Genomic DNA, 16,176 nt, shown 5'->3' with positions numbered 1-16,176 from the left:
TTATTTTTGTACAACTAAATAACGACAATATTTTAAAATTATGATACAACCAGACTGGAAAGTAGCCAAAGAATACGAAGATATTACCTATAAAAAGTCACACAACGTTGCAAGAATAGCATTTAATAGACCTAATGTACGTAATGCGTTTCGACCAAAAACTACTTCAGAGTTATTGGATGCATTTCATGATGCACATGAAGATACGAATATAGGGGTGGTATTGTTGTCTGCTGAAGGACCATCAACTAAAGATGGAGTTTGGAGTTTTTGTTCTGGAGGAGATCAAAATGCACGTGGACACCAAGGATATGTTGGAGAAGACGGGTATCACCGATTAAATATTTTAGAAGTACAACGTTTAATTCGCTTTATGCCAAAAGCAGTAATCTGTGTGGTTCCAGGTTGGGCAGTAGGAGGTGGACACAGCTTACACGTAACTTGTGATTTAACTTTAGCGAGTAAAGAACATGCTATTTTTAAGCAAACTGATGCCGATGTAACTTCGTTTGACGCAGGGTATGGTTCGGCATATTTAGCGAAAATGGTGGGGCAAAAAAAAGCTCGTGAAATCTTTTTCTTAGGAAGAAATTATTCGGCTCAAGAAGCGTATGAAATGGGAATGGTAAATGCCGTAATTCCTCATGATGAATTAGAGCAAACAGCTTTTGATTGGGCACAAGAAATCTTAGCAAAATCACCAACTTCAATAAAAATGTTAAAGTTTGCAATGAACTTAACGGACGACGGAATGGTTGGTCAGCAAGTATTCGCAGGAGAAGTAACTCGCTTAGCTTATATGACGGATGAAGCTAAAGAAGGACGTGATGCGTTTTTAGAAAAACGTAAGCCAAATTTCCCTAAAACTTGGATACCTTAAAATCAGTTATCAGTTGTGGATTGTCATTTCGAACGAATGTGAGAAATCTCTAAGTTAAACGTAAAACAAATCAACATTGAAAATAATTTGTATAGGGCGTAATTACGCAAAACACATAGAAGAGTTAGCGAATGAAAAACCAGAAAACCCAGTAGTTTTTCTAAAACCAGATTCGGCTATTCTTCCTAAAAAAATGCCATTTTTTATTCCTCCGTTTTCAAATGATATCCATTATGAGGTAGAGGTATTGGTAAAAATAAACAAAGTAGGAAAACATATTTCTCCAAAATTTGCCCATAAATATTATGAAACTGTAGGCTTAGGAATTGATTTTACTGCGCGTGATGTGCAAGCACAATGCAAAGAAAAAGGATTGCCTTGGGAAAAAGCAAAAGCTTTTGATGGTAGTGCTATTGTAGGAGAGTTTTTTCCGAAGGAAAAATTTGACTTAGAAAACTTATCATTTCAATTACAAAAGAATGATGAGGTTGTACAAGATGGAAATACCTCTTGTATGTTGTGGAAAATTGATGAGTTGATTAGTTATGTGTCGCAATATTTCACGTTGAAAAAAGGAGATATTATTTTTACTGGAACACCAGCAGGAGTTGGAAAAGTAGTAGAAAATGACATTTTAACAGGAACTATAGAAGGAAAGCAAGCTTTTCAAATTAAAGTAAAATAAAATATATCCCGCTTCGGCGGGATTCTTTTTTAGATATATAAATGAATGCAGAAATTATAACGATAGGAGATGAAATTCTTATCGGACAAATTGTAGATACCAATTCACAATGGATTGGTCAAGAACTAAATAAAATTGGAATTTCGGTTTATCAAATCTCCTCAATTCAGGATGAAAAACAACACATATTAAATGCGTTAAAAGAAGCAGAAAGTAGAGCAGATATTGTGATAATAACTGGAGGATTAGGACCTACCAAAGACGATATCACAAAAAAAACAATTGCTGAATATTTCAAAGACGAAAAGATTGTTGAATATCCCGAAGTAATTGATAATATCAAACACCTATTCAAAAAAGTTAATCACCCGTTCAACGAAATTCAGAAGTACCAAGCACAGCTTCCTTCCAAAGCAACATTATTAATGAATCGTTTAGGAACGGCACCTGGAATGTGGTTTTACGAAAACGATACGGTTTTTGTATCTCTTCCAGGAGTCCCATACGAAATGAAAGGGTTGATGAAGTATGACGTATTGCCTAAGTTACAGTCTACTTTTAAACTACCATTCATTTTGCACAGGACAATTATGACGGTTGGTACAGGGGAAACAATTATTGCTGAAAGAATTTCTGATTGGGAAGATAGTTTACCCGATTTTATAAAACTAGCTTATTTACCATCTTATGGAAGTGTCCGCTTACGATTATCTGCCAAAGGAAATAATGAAAAGTTCTTAGCAAGAGAAATGGAAAAGCAAGTAGCAGCACTATATAAGCTAATTCCAGAGATTATCGTTGGGGATGATAAAGAGACATCATTAGAAAAAGAAGTAGGTAAATTGTTAAAAGAACAAGGAAAAACAGTTGCTACAGCTGAAAGTTTAACGGGAGGAAAAATAGCGTCAACTATTGTTTCCGTTCCAGGAGCATCATCATACTTTACGGGAGGATTTGTTACGTATACAGCAGCTTTAAAAGAACAATTACTCGATGTTTCTAAAGAAGTTATTGATCAATATACGGTAGTAAGTAAAGAAGTAGCTTCAGCAATGGCAAAAGGATGCAGGGAAAAGCTGCAAACAGATTATGCAATAGCTGTAACAGGAAACGCAGGACCAACAACGGATCATAATGATAAGAGTGTAGGATTGGTGTATATTGGTATAGCAACTAAAAGTGGAGTAGAGGTTCATGAATTTAATTTTGGACAACCTAGAGAAAAGGTAATTAATAGAACGGTAACCAAATCTTTAGAACTTTTACAAGCTGCCATATTAAAATAAATTAGTATTTTTGCCGCCGTTACGCTTCCAAATAGGTTAGATGCTGAACCTAGTTTTGAAAAGATTAAAATTAATTAAAATTTAATCGAGAATATTTTTGTGCAGTAAATTAAAATGCATAAATTTGCACCTCGTTTAGAAATAACACTAAAAACTGTCAAGAAGATGTCTAGAGTTTGTGAATTAACAGGAAAAAAAGCGATGGTAGGTAACAATGTATCTCACGCTTTAAATAGAACTAAAAGAAGATTTAACGCTAATTTAATGACTAAGCGTTTCTATATTCCAGAAGAAGATAAATGGGTAACTTTAAAAGTATCTGCTTCTGCATTAAAAAATATTAATAAAAAAGGAATCTCTGCGGTTATTAAAGAAGCTAGAGAAAAAGGTTTCTTAACTAAATAATTCCTTACTAGATAAAATTTTAGAGAGATGGCAAAAAAAGGAAACAGAGTTCAAGTAATTTTAGAGTGTACTGAGCACAAAGCTTCTGGTCAACCAGGAACTTCTCGTTATATTACAACAAAGAACAAAAAGAATACTCCTGATAGAATGGAATTAAAGAAATTTAATCCAATCTTAAAGAAGATGACAGTTCATAAAGAAATTAAATAATAAGCTACGGCGTAAACTTTAATATAAAATGGCAAAGAAATCAGTAGCATCGTTACAAACAGGTTCGAAAAGATTAACCAAAGCTATCAAGATGGTGAAGTCTCCTAAGTCTGGAGCTTACACATTTGTTGAAGCTATTATGGATCCAACGCAAGTAAACGACTTTTTAGCAAAAAAGTAATTCTTGTATACAGTTTAAAGAAAAGCTACTTTCATTAGAGAGTAGCTTTTTTTATATTTGACAGTCTCAAGTTTTTAAAATACTTTAAAGATTTGGGCGTTACCCTAGCAGGTCGGGCTTTCGGCAGTCGCTTCCCGAAGTATCGGGAGAGCTTCAACAAATGCCTCAATCCCTAACGCAAAAGTTACGGTATAATGACAATTTGACCGTATTATTAAAACGGTATAGTTTTTAACCTATGTAAGCGATTATAATATTTAAGAATGAGTTTTTTTAAGAAAATCTTCTCTAAAGAGAAAAAGGAAACCTTAGACAAAGGATTAGAAAAAACCAAAACAAGTTTTTTCTCTAAATTATCAAAGGCAGTTGCTGGTAAAGCTAAGGTTGATGATGATGTATTAGATAATTTAGAAGAAGTATTGGTATCGTCTGATGTAGGAGTAGAAACTACCCTGAAAATAATAGATAGAATAGAAGAACGTGTATCTCGTGACAAGTATTTAGGAACAGAAGAGTTAAACCAAATTTTACGTGAAGAAATAGCAGGTTTATTATCAGAAACGAATACTGGTGACGACACCGATTTTACCATTCCAGCAAATACGAAACCTTATGTGTTAATGGTAGTTGGAGTAAATGGAGTAGGAAAAACAACTACGATTGGTAAGCTAGCTTCACAATTTAAAAAGAAAGGTTTAAAAGTGGTTCTTGGAGCTGCCGATACCTTTAGAGCAGCAGCGATAGATCAGTTACAAGTATGGGCAGACAGGACAGATGTACCTATTGTACGACAAGAAATGGGGTCTGATCCAGCATCTGTCGCATACGATACCGTACAGTCAGGTGTAAATCAAGGAGCAGATGTTATAATTATCGATACTGCAGGACGTTTACACAACAAAGTAAACCTAATGAATGAACTAACAAAAATAAAGCGTGTAATGCAAAAAGTAATACCAGATGCACCACACGATGTATTGTTAGTGTTAGATGGTTCTACAGGGCAAAATGCTTTTGAACAAGCAAAACAATTTACTAAAGCAACTGAAGTAACTTCGTTAGCAGTAACCAAACTAGATGGTACAGCAAAAGGAGGGGTTGTTATCGGAATTTCAGATCAATTTCAAATACCTGTAAAATATATTGGAGTAGGAGAAGGTATTGATGACTTACAAGTATTTAACAAACACGAATTTGTAGATTCGTTTTTTAAATAGAAAATATAAGTAAATAAAAAAACTCCCAATTTGGGAGTTTTTTTATTTTAAATTGTTTCAATAACCTTATCAAAAGCCAATCTCGATTTAGGCTTTCTATCAGGTTGATTAAAGTCCTCGTCATCTCTATAGCCAATTGCCACAGCAACAACAGTTGCGTAACCTTTGTTGTTTAAAATTTTGTCATAATTTTCTGGTTCAATACCTTCCATTGGAGTAGCATCGATTCCCATTTCTGCACAAGCACTTAAAAAAACTCCTAAAGCCAAATAAACTTGTCTGTTAAACCAGGCTTTAATCTCTTCTTCAGGTTTTGGTTTTATAAATTCTTTATAATAACCAACAGCACCCTCAGGGAGCTCTTCTTCAATTTGTTTTTCAAATAATGCTACGTCATTAATTCTGTTAAATACAACAACAGTATCGCTTTCAAGAACCTTACTAGTATTTAACCAAGATACTTTTGAAAGTTGTTCTTTAGTATAGGTGTCAGAAACAAAAGTAAATTTCCATGGTTGACTATTAATTGAAGAAGGACTTAGTTGTAAAACCTGTTGTAACTCTCTAATTTTTTCAGATTCAATTTTTTTTGAAGCATCGTATTTTTTAGTTGTATAACGTTGCTGCATAGATGTTATAAAGCTCATATTTTATTTTTTTAATTAAACTATAAAAATTATAGTAGCAAAAGTAAGTATAGTTTTTTATCTTTGCAATAACGGTCAAAAAGGATAGTATAAAATATGGAAACACAAATGTCCAAAACATTTAAATTTAAAGGGAGAGAATTTCCTTGCTGTACAAGTCTTACTATGGGAGTCATTGGGGGGAAATGGAAAACAGTAATTCTTTTTCATTTAATAAAAGGAACACTTCGCTACAGTGAGTTAAGAAAAGAAATTCCAATGGTTACAGAACGAACATTAAGTCTACAGTTGAAAGCCTTGGAAGAAGATGGAGTAATTAAAAGAAAAGTGTATACCTCAAAACCACCATTAAAAGTGGAATACTCTTTAACTGATTTAGGAAAAAGTTTAATTCCTATAATTCAGTCTATCGCAGACTGGGGAGATTTTGCTGTAAAAAATCATTCGAAATAATAGTATTTGTGCATCGTCAGCTATTAGAGTTTAGGTAATAAGGTAGTTTTGTTATTCTAAAAAAAGCTTTTCAATTTTTATAATTACATTTGAGTATCAAATATTTGACCAATGAGAAAAGCTACTTTTTTATTATTAACTGTTCTATTTATAAGTGCATGTAAGCAAAAAACTGTAAAGGTATATTTCAAAAATTATGATGAGTCATCAGAAATAGAAAAACAGCAAGATCACGAGAAAAAGAGAATGCAGTTTAAATTACTTCAGTCTAAATATTTAGATTTAAATAAAGAATTTGCACCCTTTGAAAAGGAGTTGTCAAGTTTTTCTGAGGAAGAATGTCAAGAACTAAAACCATTAATTTTAGAAAAAGATATTCCAACTATTCAAAAAAGCATAACAAATAATAAACTCACCTACGAAAAACTAACATTATTCTATTTATATAGAATACGAAAGATTGAAAGTGATAACACAAAGTATTTGAATGAAATTATATCTCTAAATCCAAAGGTGTTAGAAGAAGCAAGAGCAAAAGATAAAGAGGCTAAAGAGGTTGATGAATTCTCCTTGAATGGAATTCCAATTTTGATAAAGGATAATATTGATGCAGCAGGAATGATAACGACTGCAGGAGCCGTAGCTTTACAAAATAACTCAACTGATAAGGATGCTTTTATCGTCAAAAAATTAAGAGAAGCGGGAGCATTAATTTTAGGAAAAGTAAACTTAAGTGAATGGGCATATTTCTTTTGTGAAGATTGCCCGTTAGGGTATAGTGCCATGGGAGGACAAACCTTAAACCCTTATGGAAGGAAGATTTTTGAAACAGGAGGTTCTAGTTCAGGAAGTGGAGTTTCTGTAGCAGCAAACTATGCCGTAGCTGCTGTAGGTACAGAAACAGCAGGATCTATAACTTCACCATCAAGTCAAAACTCAGTAGTTGGGTTAAAACCAACAATTGGTATTTTAAGTCGCTCAGGAATTGTTCCTATTTCAAGTACGTTAGATACTCCAGGACCGATGACGAAAAGCATGGTAGATAATGTTATTTTGTTTGAAGCGATGCTAGGAAAAGATAATGAGGATGCTGCTTCTTTAGAAATAGAAGATTTTAGTCCTAAAGAATTACTCAATAACAACTATACAGTTCAAGGAAAAAGAATAGGAGTATTAAAATCGATTTTAACAGATTCTATTTACAAAGCAAGTGTAGAAAAGTTACAAGAAGCTGGGGCTGAAATTATAGAGATAACACCACCAGAAATTTCGTCTGATGGATTTATTACGCTGCTAAATATAGATATGAAACATGATTTACCTAAATACTTATCTACTTACGGAAACAAAAATCTAACAGTGAAAAATATACAAGATGTGGTTGAGTTTAATAAAAAAGATTCAATTAAAAGAGCTCCTTACGGACAACAGCTATTTGAAGGAATTGTAAAAGATACAACAACTTTAGCTCAGTTAGAAGTCGTAAAAGATAGTCTAAGTTATAATGGAAAGAAATTTTTACAAGCTTTAAAAGCCCAAAATTTAGATGTTATCCTATCGATTAATAATTATCATTCTGGTATTGCAGCAGTAGCGAAGTATCCGACATTAACAATTCCTATGGGATATAAAAATACTGGAGAGCCTGTTAGTTTAACATTTATAGGAAAGCCTTTTACAGAAAAAGAGCTACTACAACTAGGGCATGTATTTGAGCAGTTAACCAAAGTAAGAAAAGCACCAGTTGATTATAACTAAGTAGGGGTATATAAGAATTCCCGATATGTGAGTTTTTATGTTGAGATTTCAAAAGTTTTCGCTATCGGTTAAGATATCTCTTGTTTCAATGATAGATGTCGTCTGAAAAAAGATGTTAGACAAACTAACTTTTCATTATTCAAATTAGCTAAAAACCTGAATTAAAGCGTATATTTGCACTCCGAATTTTTTTACAATATGCGTACTAAAACAACAAAACAAAATAAAATTAATGTAGTTACTTTAGGTTGCTCTAAAAACGTTTACGATAGTGAAGTGTTAATGGGGCAGTTAAAAGCTAATGGTAAAGAAGTGGTTCATGAAGATGAAAATGACGATGGAAATATTGTAGTAATCAATACGTGTGGTTTTATTGGTAAAGCCAAAGAAGAAAGTGTAGAAACTATTTTACACTACGCACAGAAAAAAGAAGAAGGTGAAGTTGATAAAGTGTTTGTTACGGGTTGTTTAAGTGAGCGTTACAAGCCAGATTTAGAAGCTGAAATAACGAATGTAGATCAGTATTTTGGTACACACGATTTGCCAAACTTATTGAAAGTTTTAGAGGCAGATTATAAGCATGAGTTAATTGGTGAGCGTTTAACTACAACTCCAGAGCACTATGCATATTTAAAGATAGCAGAAGGGTGTGACCGTCCGTGTTCGTTCTGTGCCATTCCGTTAATGCGTGGCAAGCATAAATCTACTCCGATTGAAGATTTGGTTACAGAAGCTACAAAGTTGGCAGAAAAAGGTATCAAGGAAATCATGTTAATAGCACAAGATTTAACCTATTACGGATTAGATATTTATAAAAAACGTGCTTTAGCAGATTTATTAAAAGAATTAGTAAAAGTTGAAGGTATAGAGTGGATTCGTTTGCATTATGCCTTTCCAACAGGTTTCCCTATGGATGTGTTAGAAGTGATGAAGAACGAACCAAAGGTTTGTGATTATTTAGATATTCCGTTGCAGCATATCAATACTGAGATTTTAAAATCGATGAAGCGTGGTACAACACACGAAAAAACGACTTCGTTGATTCATAAATTTCGAGAGGAAGTGCCAAACATGGCAATTCGTACAACATTAATTGTTGGGTATCCAGGAGAAACAGAAGAGCAGTTTCAAGAATTAAAAGACTGGGTAGAAGAGATGCGTTTTGAACGTTTAGGAGCTTTTGAATACTCGCATGAAGAGAACACAGGAGCATATGTTTTAGAAGATGATGTGCCTGCGGATGTAAAGTTCAGAAGGGTGAATGAAATTATGGAAGTGCAATCGCAAATTTCTTGGGAATTAAATCAGGAAAAAATAGGAAAGACTTTTAAATGTTTATTTGATAGAAAAGATGGTGAATATTACTACGGACGTACCGAGTTTGACTCACCAGATGTAGATAACGATGTCATTGTAGATGCTCGTGAGTATTATATAAAATTAGGAGAATTTATAGATATCGAAATTTTTGATGCAGGTGATTTTGATTTACATGGAAAGCCTGTAGTAAAACAAGAGAGACCAGTTCCTTTAAATCAGAAGAGGAAGTAAACAACAAAAAAACAGTTTGACAAATTCTCAAACTGTTTTTTTATTTATGACTATATCTCATCTCTATCTTGCCGTAAAGGTAATTGGTCCTGACCAATCGCTATATCCATTTGCTCCACAATTAGCTCTAACGTACACGTCGTATTTAACTTCTGAGGTAAAACCAGTAAAACTTACATTGTTACTAGTAACATTTATTACTTCTATAGGATTGTTTATTGAATTACCAGCTAGAACATATCCAAAATCCCAATTAGTTTCTCCGTTTACATTATTCCATGCGAAAGGGTAAGAATAACTACCATCAGGATTTGTTCTATATGCAAACTTAATAAAACCAGTAGGTTTAAGACAGTTAGGGTTGCCTCCTCCATCTAGTGTTTTTACTGTCAAAGGTCCAATCCAGTCACTATATCCATATTCGCTACAACTTTCTCTAATATAAAAATCATATTCGGTGCTATGATTTAAATTATTAATTCTTGTGTAATCATAATCAGTATAACTAGAGTTATCTTCGTATGAGTGTATTTGTCCAGTACCTAATATAAAACCTTTTATACCATATTCTATTTCAATACCTTTTGAATGTTGGTAATTAGTAGAGTTAGTCTTATACTTGAATGTGACATAATCCAAACCTGTTGAATCATAAACCATAAACTCATCAACACGATCACATATAGGGTTATCTTTGTAAGTTATAAAAGTATATGAATCAGACCAGTTGCTATATTCTTGTGTTTCATCACAGTATACCTTTACATAAAATGAATAAGTAGTTTCAGGCTTTAAATTTTCAATATTTAAAAACCTATCAGGTGTTGATTTTTGAATTCCTTCGCCTAAGTTAAATCCTAGTTCACCATATTCAATTTGATAAAGTTTTGCTTCAACATTTGCATACCAATTAAAACGAACAGTGGTGTTAGTTAAATGTTCTATATTTAAACCCGAAGCCGAACATGGAAAATAAGTATCATCCTTATCATCTGTAACAACTTCATTAGAGTCATTATTAGATGAACAAGAAAATAGAATAAAAGATGCTAAAAAAATGCCGTAGATTTTTTTCATAGTTTTTGTTTTTTGAAAGCAAATATATAGATATTTGTCACATGAAAAAAGCCTATTTTAACTGGAGTTCAGGAAAAGACTCGTCATTAGCATTTTATAAAATATTACAACAAAAAGAATACGATGTACAAAAATTGATTACGAATGTAAATCAAGATTATCAGCGTGTTTCAATGCATGGTTTACATGAGGATTTACTGGATGCTCAGGCTGAAAGCATTGGTATTCCGTTAGAAAAAATATATTTTCCGGCTGAGGTTACAATGGATTTGTATAACCAGAGAATGAAAGAGAAAACTGCTGAGTTAAAAGAAGCAGGACTTGTAAATGGTATTTTTGGTGATATTTTTTTAGAGGATTTAAGAGCGTATCGTGATTCGAAATTACAAGAGGTTGGAATTATAGGGGTGTATCCACTTTGGAAACAAGATACAAAGGAATTACTTCGTGAGTTTTTAGCTTTAGGTTTTAAAACAATAACTGTTTGTGTGAATGCAAAATTGTTAGGAGAAGAATTTGTAGGGAGAGTTATTGATGAAGATTTTATTAATGAACTTCCTGATGGAGTTGATGTTTGTGGGGAGAATGGAGAGTTCCATACGTTTTGTTACGATGGCCCTATTTTTAAGAAACCTGTAGAGTTTGAAATAGGAGAGAAGGTGTTAAAATCATATACTTTACATAAAAGTGATGATGATAACTGTTATCAAGATTCAAAGAAAACTAAGAAATCAGAAGAAACAACTACTAAAAACTACGATAGAAGTTTTTGGTACTGTGATTTACAGCTAAAAAAATAACTTACTTATTGATTCTAATAATCCTTTAGCGGGAGCATTTTCTAGGCAAGAATTACATGCGTTGTACATAAATAAGCAGTCGATAAAATCGGTTAGCATATGAAGTAATAGTCCTAAACCTATGATATTATAAGGTCTTTTCAAAAAAAGTAAGATAACATACAGTCCTATTGCATAGTAGGAGTGGAATATATGAAAACCAAAACTACATCGGTTTGGGTCAAAAATAGGGGTAGCCAATAAATGATCTACATCCACTAGCATGGTAGCGAGCAGTATTAGAGCAACTTTTTTCCAGTTTTTCCTAAAAAATAAATAGGCTAAAATTACAGGAAAGCCAAAATGTAAAAAGTAGTGAATAAATGTTTGCATTTGCTTAAAGCTTAAACTACTTCTTTTTCTAAAGCTAAAAAATGTGTGATTTCTGAACTATCATTGTTTTGTAGCGGAATTATGTATAATTCACACTTATAGGTAGATTTATCTTTTCTGTAATTAATAATTACATCTTTAAATGGTTTTCCTTTTAAAAGTTTTGATTGAATTCTTTTTCTAGTAGTTTCCTTTGTTTTTTCTCCTTGTAAAAAGCGAGGAGTTCTGTTTAATGCAAATTCTTTTTCGTAGCCCGTCATTTTTGTAAAACCATCACTTACCCAAATTATTTTCTTTTGCAAATCGGTAAGAACTAAAGATTCATAATCGTTTTCTTTTATAATAGATGTAATGTTATTTTTCCAGTTGAAGTTTTTAGAAAATGTTTTTATAAGTTTTAAATCACTGTATAGTTCTTTTTCAGTAAACAAATCTTGGATTCCCCAACTTAAAAGGTTTACACTTTTTTTTGAAATAGGTTTAAGATCATCAGTAATTTTAGTGTATTCTTCTTTGTCTAAATTTGATATATAAATATCTAAAGACATCATTTTATCAAAGCTATTTTTCATACCTACTAAGTAACTACTTTTTTTAGAGAAACTAAAATTTTTCAAAAACCCCCAGACCAAATAAGGCAAAATCATACTTAACAGGGTCTTTTTTATCGAACTTTCTTAAAGTTACATCAAGTTCTTGAATTGCTTTCCAATCATTTTGTTTTCTAGTAAGAATTTTTAGTTTTCGAGCAATATTTCCTGTATGAACATCTAGTGGACAATGTAAGTGTGCTGGCGAGTGTGTTTTCCATATGCCTAAATCGACTCCAGTGGTATTATCGCGAACCATCCAACGTAAAAACATGTAGTTGCAGTTAATTAAGGAGGTAAAAAAAATGATTTATAAAAGTATTAAGCTCCCAAAAACATTAGTAATATCGTTATATTTGAATATGATTTTAAATTTTAATGAATTAAAAGAATTTCTTGATTCTAAAGTAATTGAGTTTAATACACCTAATTTTATTGATGATGACCCTATATCAATTCCTCATAAGTTTTCTTTAAAGGAAGATATTGAAATTGCTGGTTTTCTAGCCGCAACAATAGCTTGGGGAAACCGTAAGATGATAATTAAGAATGCTAACCGCATGATTGATTTAATGGGTAACTCACCTCATGACTTTGTAATGAACCATAAAGAACATAACCTTGAACAATTAGAGGGTTTTGTTCATCGAACTTTTAATTCGATTGATTTTATTTATTTCATAAAAGCATTAAAAAACATATATAATAATCATGGAGGATTGGAGTCTGTTTTTCAAAAATATGCTACAGAAAATTCTCTCCAGCCAGCAATTCACAATTTTAAAAAGATATTTTTTGAAATAAATCATCCAAGTAGAACAACCAAACATGTTTCTGACCCAAACAAAGGCTCAGCGGCAAAAAAGATAAACATGTGGCTTAGGTGGATGATAAGGAACGATGGAAATGGGGTAGATTTTGGTATTTGGAAAAATATACCTCCTTCTGTTTTATCTTGTCCTTTAGATGTACATTCTGGAAACGTGGCACGCAAACTTGGACTTTTAACAAGAAAACAAAATGATGCTAAAGCATTACATGAGTTAGACACATCTTTACGAGAATTAGATAACGAAGACCCTGTAAAATACGATTTTGCTTTATTTGGATTAGGAGTTTTTGAAAAGTTTTAAATTAATCTTTCTCAACAATAGAGAAAAAATTAGAAAGAGATATTTCTTTAGCATCACACATTTTTTTTAATGTTGAAACAGGTATTCTATAACCTTCCTTTCTTTTTATTTTTCTGGCAGTTTTTTCATCTATATAGTGGTCTAAGGCAAATGCTCTTACACTTTTGTATTTACTCATCCAGTGTAAACTAATATAATTACATATTATTTTATTTATATCTGCCATATCGCAAAGGAATAATATGTCTAGTTTTAAAATGCGGACGATAGCCCGAATAATGATTTTTTTTACTACTTTTATCGTATAATTTTAAAACTATTAAAATGTTGAAGAAAAATTTATGGGTAATTCCAGTTCTTATCTTTTTAGCTTGGGCAGCTCTTAGTGATATTAATGATAAAAAAGAAAGAGAAGCAAGGAAAAAATTTAGACTTGAAAACACTAACCAAGCATTAAAACACATTCAAGGTAAATGGCATGGTAGAATTTATGGTGGTTCATATAGAGCTAAAATAATTGGAACAAAATTTCATTTATGGTTAGATGAAGGAAAAGGCTGGAAATCAAAACCAAATGAAATAATAGACTTTAATATAATATCAACAACCTATATGGATTGGAATACTAATTATGACAAATACATGGAGGAGAAAATTTATGAATTAAAGTTTGATGAGTCTAAAGAGCAAATAAAAAAACTAGGTGTATACAGAATTCATCCTAAAGGTGGCGTTTGGCATAATTGCAGAAGTGCTAATGACATTAGGTTTACATATAAAGGTTGGAAATAATTAAAAAGTATATTATGAAAAAAACAATAATCTTTTTTATGTCATTTTTGACATTATTAGCTTGTTCATCCAACGATAATAGCCTTAATATTAACGAAGAAACTTTTATAGTTAAAATGACTTATCAAAATATGACTACGGGGCTTGATAGAATAAAATTTGAAGGCTTACCAATTCTAGAACAGGATAATAAATGGATGCCAGCAAACAAAAATATTGAATATGATGCCAATAATGACCATATCAACTATTTTACACATTGGCAAGCTGAAAATAATTCAATAAAAATTAGTAGCATAAGTATTCATAATGGTGAGAATAGCTTCGGTTTAATAAGTGATAAGTATATTTTACTTGATGTTATAATACCTAACCCTATAATAAATAATTATAGAGTAACTTCTGAACAAACTACCCCTATATTAATAAAGAACGGTATCACAATAAAATTTAATGATACCTATGTTGATATGGAAGACTACACACAATTAGATAATTTCGAAGATTCTTTTAGTTTTGAAATAAAGGTTCAATTAAAATAACTGAAAATTCGTAGTACTTTAAAAGTGTAGTATTTTTTTCTTGAAATCAATTAAAATAACACATAATTTATGTGTTATTTTTTTTCTTTGGATACTAGTACTACATTTCGTATATTGTATTAAATTAAGTTGTTTAATATGAAAGTAGCTATTTTAACTCGTGTTAGTAAAGAATCACAATCTTACGAAAGACAAATTTCTGATTTAAGAACATATTGTTTAAAAAATGAATTTGATATTATTGGTGAGTTCAATGAAAAAATTACTGGAGTAGCAAAAAACGAGAATCGAAAAGCTTGGAATGAATTAATCACTTGCATCAAAAATAAAAAAGTAGATAAAATTTTAGTTTGGGAACTTTCTAGGTTAGGAAGAAATACATTAGAAGTTTTAAAATCATTGGAACTATTCCACTCAAAAGGGATTTCTCTGTACGTTCATAATTATAACATAGAGACTTTAAATAAAGACGGAAGCATAAACACAATGGCTCAAATGATGATTACATTATTAGCTGAGTTTTCAAGAACAGAAAGAGTTGCCATTCAACAGCGTTTAGCTTCTGGCTACAAAAAACATATTAAAAATGGAGGAAAAGTAGGACGTTATAAAGGTGTAACATTGTCTAACAAAGAGTTATTACAAAAACATAAAGATGTTGTTAAATATCTTAAAAAAGGAAGAAGTATTAGGGAAATAGCTACTTTAGTTAACAAAAGTACACGTACTGTATTAAAAGTTAAAAAAGCTATGAATATTAATATATTACAAAACTAACAAACAATGACAAGTGGGCATTCAACTACTATTGAGTATTATGGAAGTGGTCTTAAATATATTATAGACCAATTTAAATTAGAAGAGATTGAAGGTCATGATTCATATAAAATCCCAGAAGGAATAAAGGCTCTTTTTATTACTTCTTTGGCTTCTATAATTGAAGGTACATTAAAAAGTTTCTTAAAAGAATTTTTAAAAAACCTTAATATTCAAAACATAACAATAGAAGATAATCAACAAGTACAACCAATTATTGAACCAACTATAGAAAGAGATAAAATCGATATGTTAAAAGACATATGTGAAGATAGAATAAAAAGAATTGAGAATTCAACCTTTGAATACCTTTTGAAGGAATTTGAATTAGTAACTTCAGTGAAATTAAAAGAATTATTAGATAATCAAAAAGAAAACTTATTTGATAATATTAAAGCTATCTTTAGATTTAGAAATTTATTTATTCACGGTAATGTAATTGAGATAGAATTTTTAGAAGAAAACAATTTTAAGTTTACTGGTAAATCTGAATTACTTCATAACTATTTAAAAAAACATGATTTAGAAAAAGAAGATTATATGGTTGGAGACCATTTCATAGAACTCTTGGTGACTAAAAAATTATTAAATCATTTTAAAGATGTTGTATTCAATCATTTTTTAAAATTAGAATTCTGGAACGACACTCCTTTGACTAAAAATATGATTAACAGAATTTATTACGAAAATGATTTATAAACTTGTAGCTAGTTTTTTTATTATAACTCTATTCCCTAAAGATAAAAATCCCCTTAATTTATATTATAATTAAGGGGGAAAT

21 protein-coding genes and 1 pseudogene are annotated in these 16,176 nt (G+C 31.3%); 16 read left to right on the top strand and 6 right to left on the bottom strand.

Annotated elements, in window-relative coordinates; translation table 11 throughout:
• Positions 1 to 40 precede the first annotated feature (40 nt).
• The 7 genes from D6T69_RS13040 to ftsY all read left to right on the top strand — a co-directional run bounded on the left by D6T69_RS13040 (position 41) and on the right by ftsY (position 4,864).
• Positions 41 to 880 (top strand): 1,4-dihydroxy-2-naphthoyl-CoA synthase, encoded by an 840-nt coding sequence (locus D6T69_RS13040; RefSeq protein WP_125068180.1) that lies wholly within the window; start codon positions 41 to 43, stop codon positions 878 to 880.
• 76 nt (positions 881 to 956) lie between these two features.
• Positions 957 to 1,565 (top strand): fumarylacetoacetate hydrolase family protein, encoded by a 609-nt coding sequence (locus tag D6T69_RS13035; protein ID WP_125068178.1) that lies wholly within the window; start codon positions 957 to 959, stop codon positions 1,563 to 1,565.
• Positions 1,566 to 1,606: 41 nt separating this feature from the next.
• Positions 1,607 to 2,851, top strand: a complete 1,245-nt coding sequence (locus D6T69_RS13030) for a competence/damage-inducible protein A (RefSeq protein WP_125068175.1) — start codon at positions 1,607 to 1,609, stop codon at positions 2,849 to 2,851.
• 165 nt (positions 2,852 to 3,016) lie between these two features.
• Positions 3,017 to 3,256 (top strand): 50S ribosomal protein L28, encoded by a 240-nt coding sequence (gene rpmB, locus D6T69_RS13025; protein WP_047790661.1) that lies wholly within the window; start codon positions 3,017 to 3,019, stop codon positions 3,254 to 3,256.
• 27 nt (positions 3,257 to 3,283) lie between these two features.
• The gene (rpmG, locus tag D6T69_RS13020; protein ID WP_013070733.1) at positions 3,284 to 3,466 is read left to right on the top strand and encodes a 50S ribosomal protein L33; all 183 of its coding nucleotides are present in this window, start codon (positions 3,284 to 3,286) and stop codon (positions 3,464 to 3,466) included.
• Between the two features lie 28 nt (positions 3,467 to 3,494).
• Positions 3,495 to 3,647 carry a DUF4295 domain-containing protein gene (locus tag D6T69_RS13015; RefSeq protein ID WP_125068173.1) on the top strand — a complete coding sequence of 51 codons (153 nt, stop codon included), beginning with the start codon at positions 3,495 to 3,497 and terminating at the stop codon, positions 3,645 to 3,647.
• 263 nt (positions 3,648 to 3,910) lie between these two features.
• The gene (ftsY, locus tag D6T69_RS13010; RefSeq protein WP_125068171.1) at positions 3,911 to 4,864 is read left to right on the top strand and encodes a signal recognition particle-docking protein FtsY; all 954 of its coding nucleotides are present in this window, start codon (positions 3,911 to 3,913) and stop codon (positions 4,862 to 4,864) included.
• A 47-nt stretch (positions 4,865 to 4,911) separates the two neighbouring features.
• Here ftsY and D6T69_RS13005 read toward each other — a convergent pair whose 3' ends face one another.
• On the bottom strand, positions 4,912 to 5,511 hold the full coding sequence (locus D6T69_RS13005; RefSeq protein WP_164506727.1) for a nitroreductase family protein: 600 nt from the start codon (positions 5,509 to 5,511) through the stop codon (positions 4,912 to 4,914).
• A gap of 96 nt (positions 5,512 to 5,607) precedes the next feature.
• On the opposite strand from D6T69_RS13005, the gene D6T69_RS13000 reads away from it, so the two are divergent.
• The 3 genes from D6T69_RS13000 to rimO all read left to right on the top strand — a co-directional run bounded on the left by D6T69_RS13000 (position 5,608) and on the right by rimO (position 9,273).
• A complete protein-coding gene (locus tag D6T69_RS13000) occupies positions 5,608 to 5,964 on the top strand; it encodes a winged helix-turn-helix transcriptional regulator (protein WP_125068168.1) in 357 nt (118 codons plus the stop codon).
• Positions 5,965 to 6,075: 111 nt separating this feature from the next.
• Positions 6,076 to 7,722: an amidase family protein gene (locus tag D6T69_RS12995; RefSeq protein ID WP_125068166.1), complete on the top strand. Its 1,647-nt coding sequence runs from the start codon at positions 6,076 to 6,078 to the stop codon at positions 7,720 to 7,722.
• 198 nt (positions 7,723 to 7,920) lie between these two features.
• Entirely contained in the window at positions 7,921 to 9,273 is a 1,353-nt protein-coding gene (rimO, locus tag D6T69_RS12990) for a 30S ribosomal protein S12 methylthiotransferase RimO (RefSeq protein WP_125068164.1), read from the top strand.
• A gap of 63 nt (positions 9,274 to 9,336) precedes the next feature.
• Here the strand turns inward: rimO and D6T69_RS12985 are convergent, their stop codons facing one another.
• On the bottom strand, positions 9,337 to 10,350 hold the full coding sequence (locus D6T69_RS12985) for a fibronectin type III domain-containing protein (protein WP_125068161.1): 1,014 nt from the start codon (positions 10,348 to 10,350) through the stop codon (positions 9,337 to 9,339).
• Between the two features lie 41 nt (positions 10,351 to 10,391).
• Here D6T69_RS12985 and D6T69_RS12980 point away from each other — a divergent pair, with 41 nt between their 5' ends.
• Positions 10,392 to 11,150, top strand: a complete 759-nt coding sequence (locus tag D6T69_RS12980; protein ID WP_125068159.1) for a Dph6-related ATP pyrophosphatase — start codon at positions 10,392 to 10,394, stop codon at positions 11,148 to 11,150.
• Here D6T69_RS12980 and D6T69_RS12975 read toward each other — a convergent pair.
• The 3 genes and pseudogenes from D6T69_RS12975 to D6T69_RS12965 all read right to left on the bottom strand — a co-directional run.
• Positions 11,139 to 11,522 (bottom strand): DUF6122 family protein, encoded by a 384-nt coding sequence (locus tag D6T69_RS12975; RefSeq protein WP_125068157.1) that lies wholly within the window; start codon positions 11,520 to 11,522, stop codon positions 11,139 to 11,141. The genes D6T69_RS12980 and D6T69_RS12975 overlap by 12 nt on opposite strands.
• 11 nt (positions 11,523 to 11,533) lie before the next feature.
• Complete coding sequence (locus tag D6T69_RS12970; protein WP_164506726.1) at positions 11,534 to 12,094, bottom strand: PAS domain-containing protein; 561 nt, start codon at positions 12,092 to 12,094, stop codon at positions 11,534 to 11,536.
• Positions 12,095 to 12,125: 31 nt separating this feature from the next.
• Positions 12,126 to 12,386, bottom strand: a pseudogene (locus tag D6T69_RS12965) (DUF2400 family protein); the annotation flags it as partial.
• An 88-nt stretch (positions 12,387 to 12,474) separates the two neighbouring features.
• On the opposite strand from D6T69_RS12965, the gene D6T69_RS12960 reads away from it, so the two are divergent.
• Positions 12,475 to 13,245, top strand: a complete 771-nt coding sequence (locus D6T69_RS12960; RefSeq protein ID WP_125069301.1) for a TIGR02757 family protein — start codon at positions 12,475 to 12,477, stop codon at positions 13,243 to 13,245.
• 1 nt (position 13,246) lies between these two features.
• On the opposite strand, the gene D6T69_RS12955 is transcribed toward D6T69_RS12960, so the two are convergent.
• On the bottom strand, positions 13,247 to 13,471 hold the full coding sequence (locus D6T69_RS12955) for a transcriptional regulator (RefSeq protein WP_125068153.1): 225 nt from the start codon (positions 13,469 to 13,471) through the stop codon (positions 13,247 to 13,249).
• Between the two features lie 98 nt (positions 13,472 to 13,569).
• Here D6T69_RS12955 and D6T69_RS12950 point away from each other — a divergent pair, with 98 nt between their 5' ends.
• The 4 genes from D6T69_RS12950 (at position 13,570) to D6T69_RS12935 (ending at position 16,094) form a co-directional block, all read left to right on the top strand.
• A complete protein-coding gene (locus D6T69_RS12950; protein ID WP_125068152.1) occupies positions 13,570 to 14,037 on the top strand; it encodes a hypothetical protein in 468 nt (155 codons plus the stop codon).
• Positions 14,038 to 14,075: 38 nt separating this feature from the next.
• Positions 14,076 to 14,579 (top strand): hypothetical protein, encoded by a 504-nt coding sequence (locus tag D6T69_RS12945; protein WP_125068150.1) that lies wholly within the window; start codon positions 14,076 to 14,078, stop codon positions 14,577 to 14,579.
• Positions 14,580 to 14,717: 138 nt separating this feature from the next.
• The gene (locus tag D6T69_RS12940; RefSeq protein ID WP_125068148.1) at positions 14,718 to 15,356 is read left to right on the top strand and encodes a recombinase family protein; all 639 of its coding nucleotides are present in this window, start codon (positions 14,718 to 14,720) and stop codon (positions 15,354 to 15,356) included.
• 6 nt (positions 15,357 to 15,362) lie between these two features.
• Positions 15,363 to 16,094, top strand: a complete 732-nt coding sequence (locus tag D6T69_RS12935; protein WP_125068146.1) for a hypothetical protein — start codon at positions 15,363 to 15,365, stop codon at positions 16,092 to 16,094.
• Positions 16,095 to 16,176: the final 82 nt, after the last annotated feature.

Origin of the sequence: Tenacibaculum singaporense (assembly GCF_003867015.1) — a bacterium.
Lineage (GTDB): Bacteria > Bacteroidota > Bacteroidia > Flavobacteriales > Flavobacteriaceae > Polaribacter > Polaribacter singaporensis.
The sequence above is the reverse complement of the archived record's forward strand: the minus strand, read 5'-3'. Positions and strand labels throughout refer to the sequence as shown.

Bases quoted from the DNA above. Each gene is read 5' to 3' on its own strand.
- D6T69_RS12970 (WP_164506726.1), bottom strand. From the start codon at position 12,094: ATGAAAAATAGCTTTGATAAAATGATGTCTTTAGATATTTATATATCA.
- D6T69_RS12985 (WP_125068161.1), bottom strand. From the start codon at position 10,350: ATGAAAAAAATCTACGGCATTTTTTTAGCATCTTTTATTCTATTTTCT.
- ftsY (WP_125068171.1), top strand. From the start codon at position 3,911: ATGAGTTTTTTTAAGAAAATCTTCTCTAAAGAGAAAAAGGAAACCTTA.
- D6T69_RS13040 (WP_125068180.1), top strand. From the start codon at position 41: ATGATACAACCAGACTGGAAAGTAGCCAAAGAATACGAAGATATTACC.
- rpmB (WP_047790661.1), top strand. From the start codon at position 3,017: ATGTCTAGAGTTTGTGAATTAACAGGAAAAAAAGCGATGGTAGGTAAC.
- D6T69_RS13000 (WP_125068168.1), top strand. From the start codon at position 5,608: ATGGAAACACAAATGTCCAAAACATTTAAATTTAAAGGGAGAGAATTT.
- rpmG (WP_013070733.1), top strand. From the start codon at position 3,284: ATGGCAAAAAAAGGAAACAGAGTTCAAGTAATTTTAGAGTGTACTGAG.
- D6T69_RS13015 (WP_125068173.1), top strand. From the start codon at position 3,495: ATGGCAAAGAAATCAGTAGCATCGTTACAAACAGGTTCGAAAAGATTA.
- D6T69_RS12960 (WP_125069301.1), top strand. From the start codon at position 12,475: ATGATTTTAAATTTTAATGAATTAAAAGAATTTCTTGATTCTAAAGTA.
- rimO (WP_125068164.1), top strand. From the start codon at position 7,921: ATGCGTACTAAAACAACAAAACAAAATAAAATTAATGTAGTTACTTTA.
- D6T69_RS12935 (WP_125068146.1), top strand. From the start codon at position 15,363: ATGACAAGTGGGCATTCAACTACTATTGAGTATTATGGAAGTGGTCTT.
- D6T69_RS12995 (WP_125068166.1), top strand. From the start codon at position 6,076: ATGAGAAAAGCTACTTTTTTATTATTAACTGTTCTATTTATAAGTGCA.
- D6T69_RS12980 (WP_125068159.1), top strand. From the start codon at position 10,392: ATGAAAAAAGCCTATTTTAACTGGAGTTCAGGAAAAGACTCGTCATTA.
- D6T69_RS12955 (WP_125068153.1), bottom strand. From the start codon at position 13,471: ATGGCAGATATAAATAAAATAATATGTAATTATATTAGTTTACACTGG.
- D6T69_RS12940 (WP_125068148.1), top strand. From the start codon at position 14,718: ATGAAAGTAGCTATTTTAACTCGTGTTAGTAAAGAATCACAATCTTAC.
- D6T69_RS12945 (WP_125068150.1), top strand. From the start codon at position 14,076: ATGTCATTTTTGACATTATTAGCTTGTTCATCCAACGATAATAGCCTT.
- D6T69_RS13005 (WP_164506727.1), bottom strand. From the start codon at position 5,511: ATGAGCTTTATAACATCTATGCAGCAACGTTATACAACTAAAAAATAC.
- D6T69_RS12975 (WP_125068157.1), bottom strand. From the start codon at position 11,522: ATGCAAACATTTATTCACTACTTTTTACATTTTGGCTTTCCTGTAATT.
- D6T69_RS13030 (WP_125068175.1), top strand. From the start codon at position 1,607: ATGAATGCAGAAATTATAACGATAGGAGATGAAATTCTTATCGGACAA.
- D6T69_RS12950 (WP_125068152.1), top strand. From the start codon at position 13,570: ATGTTGAAGAAAAATTTATGGGTAATTCCAGTTCTTATCTTTTTAGCT.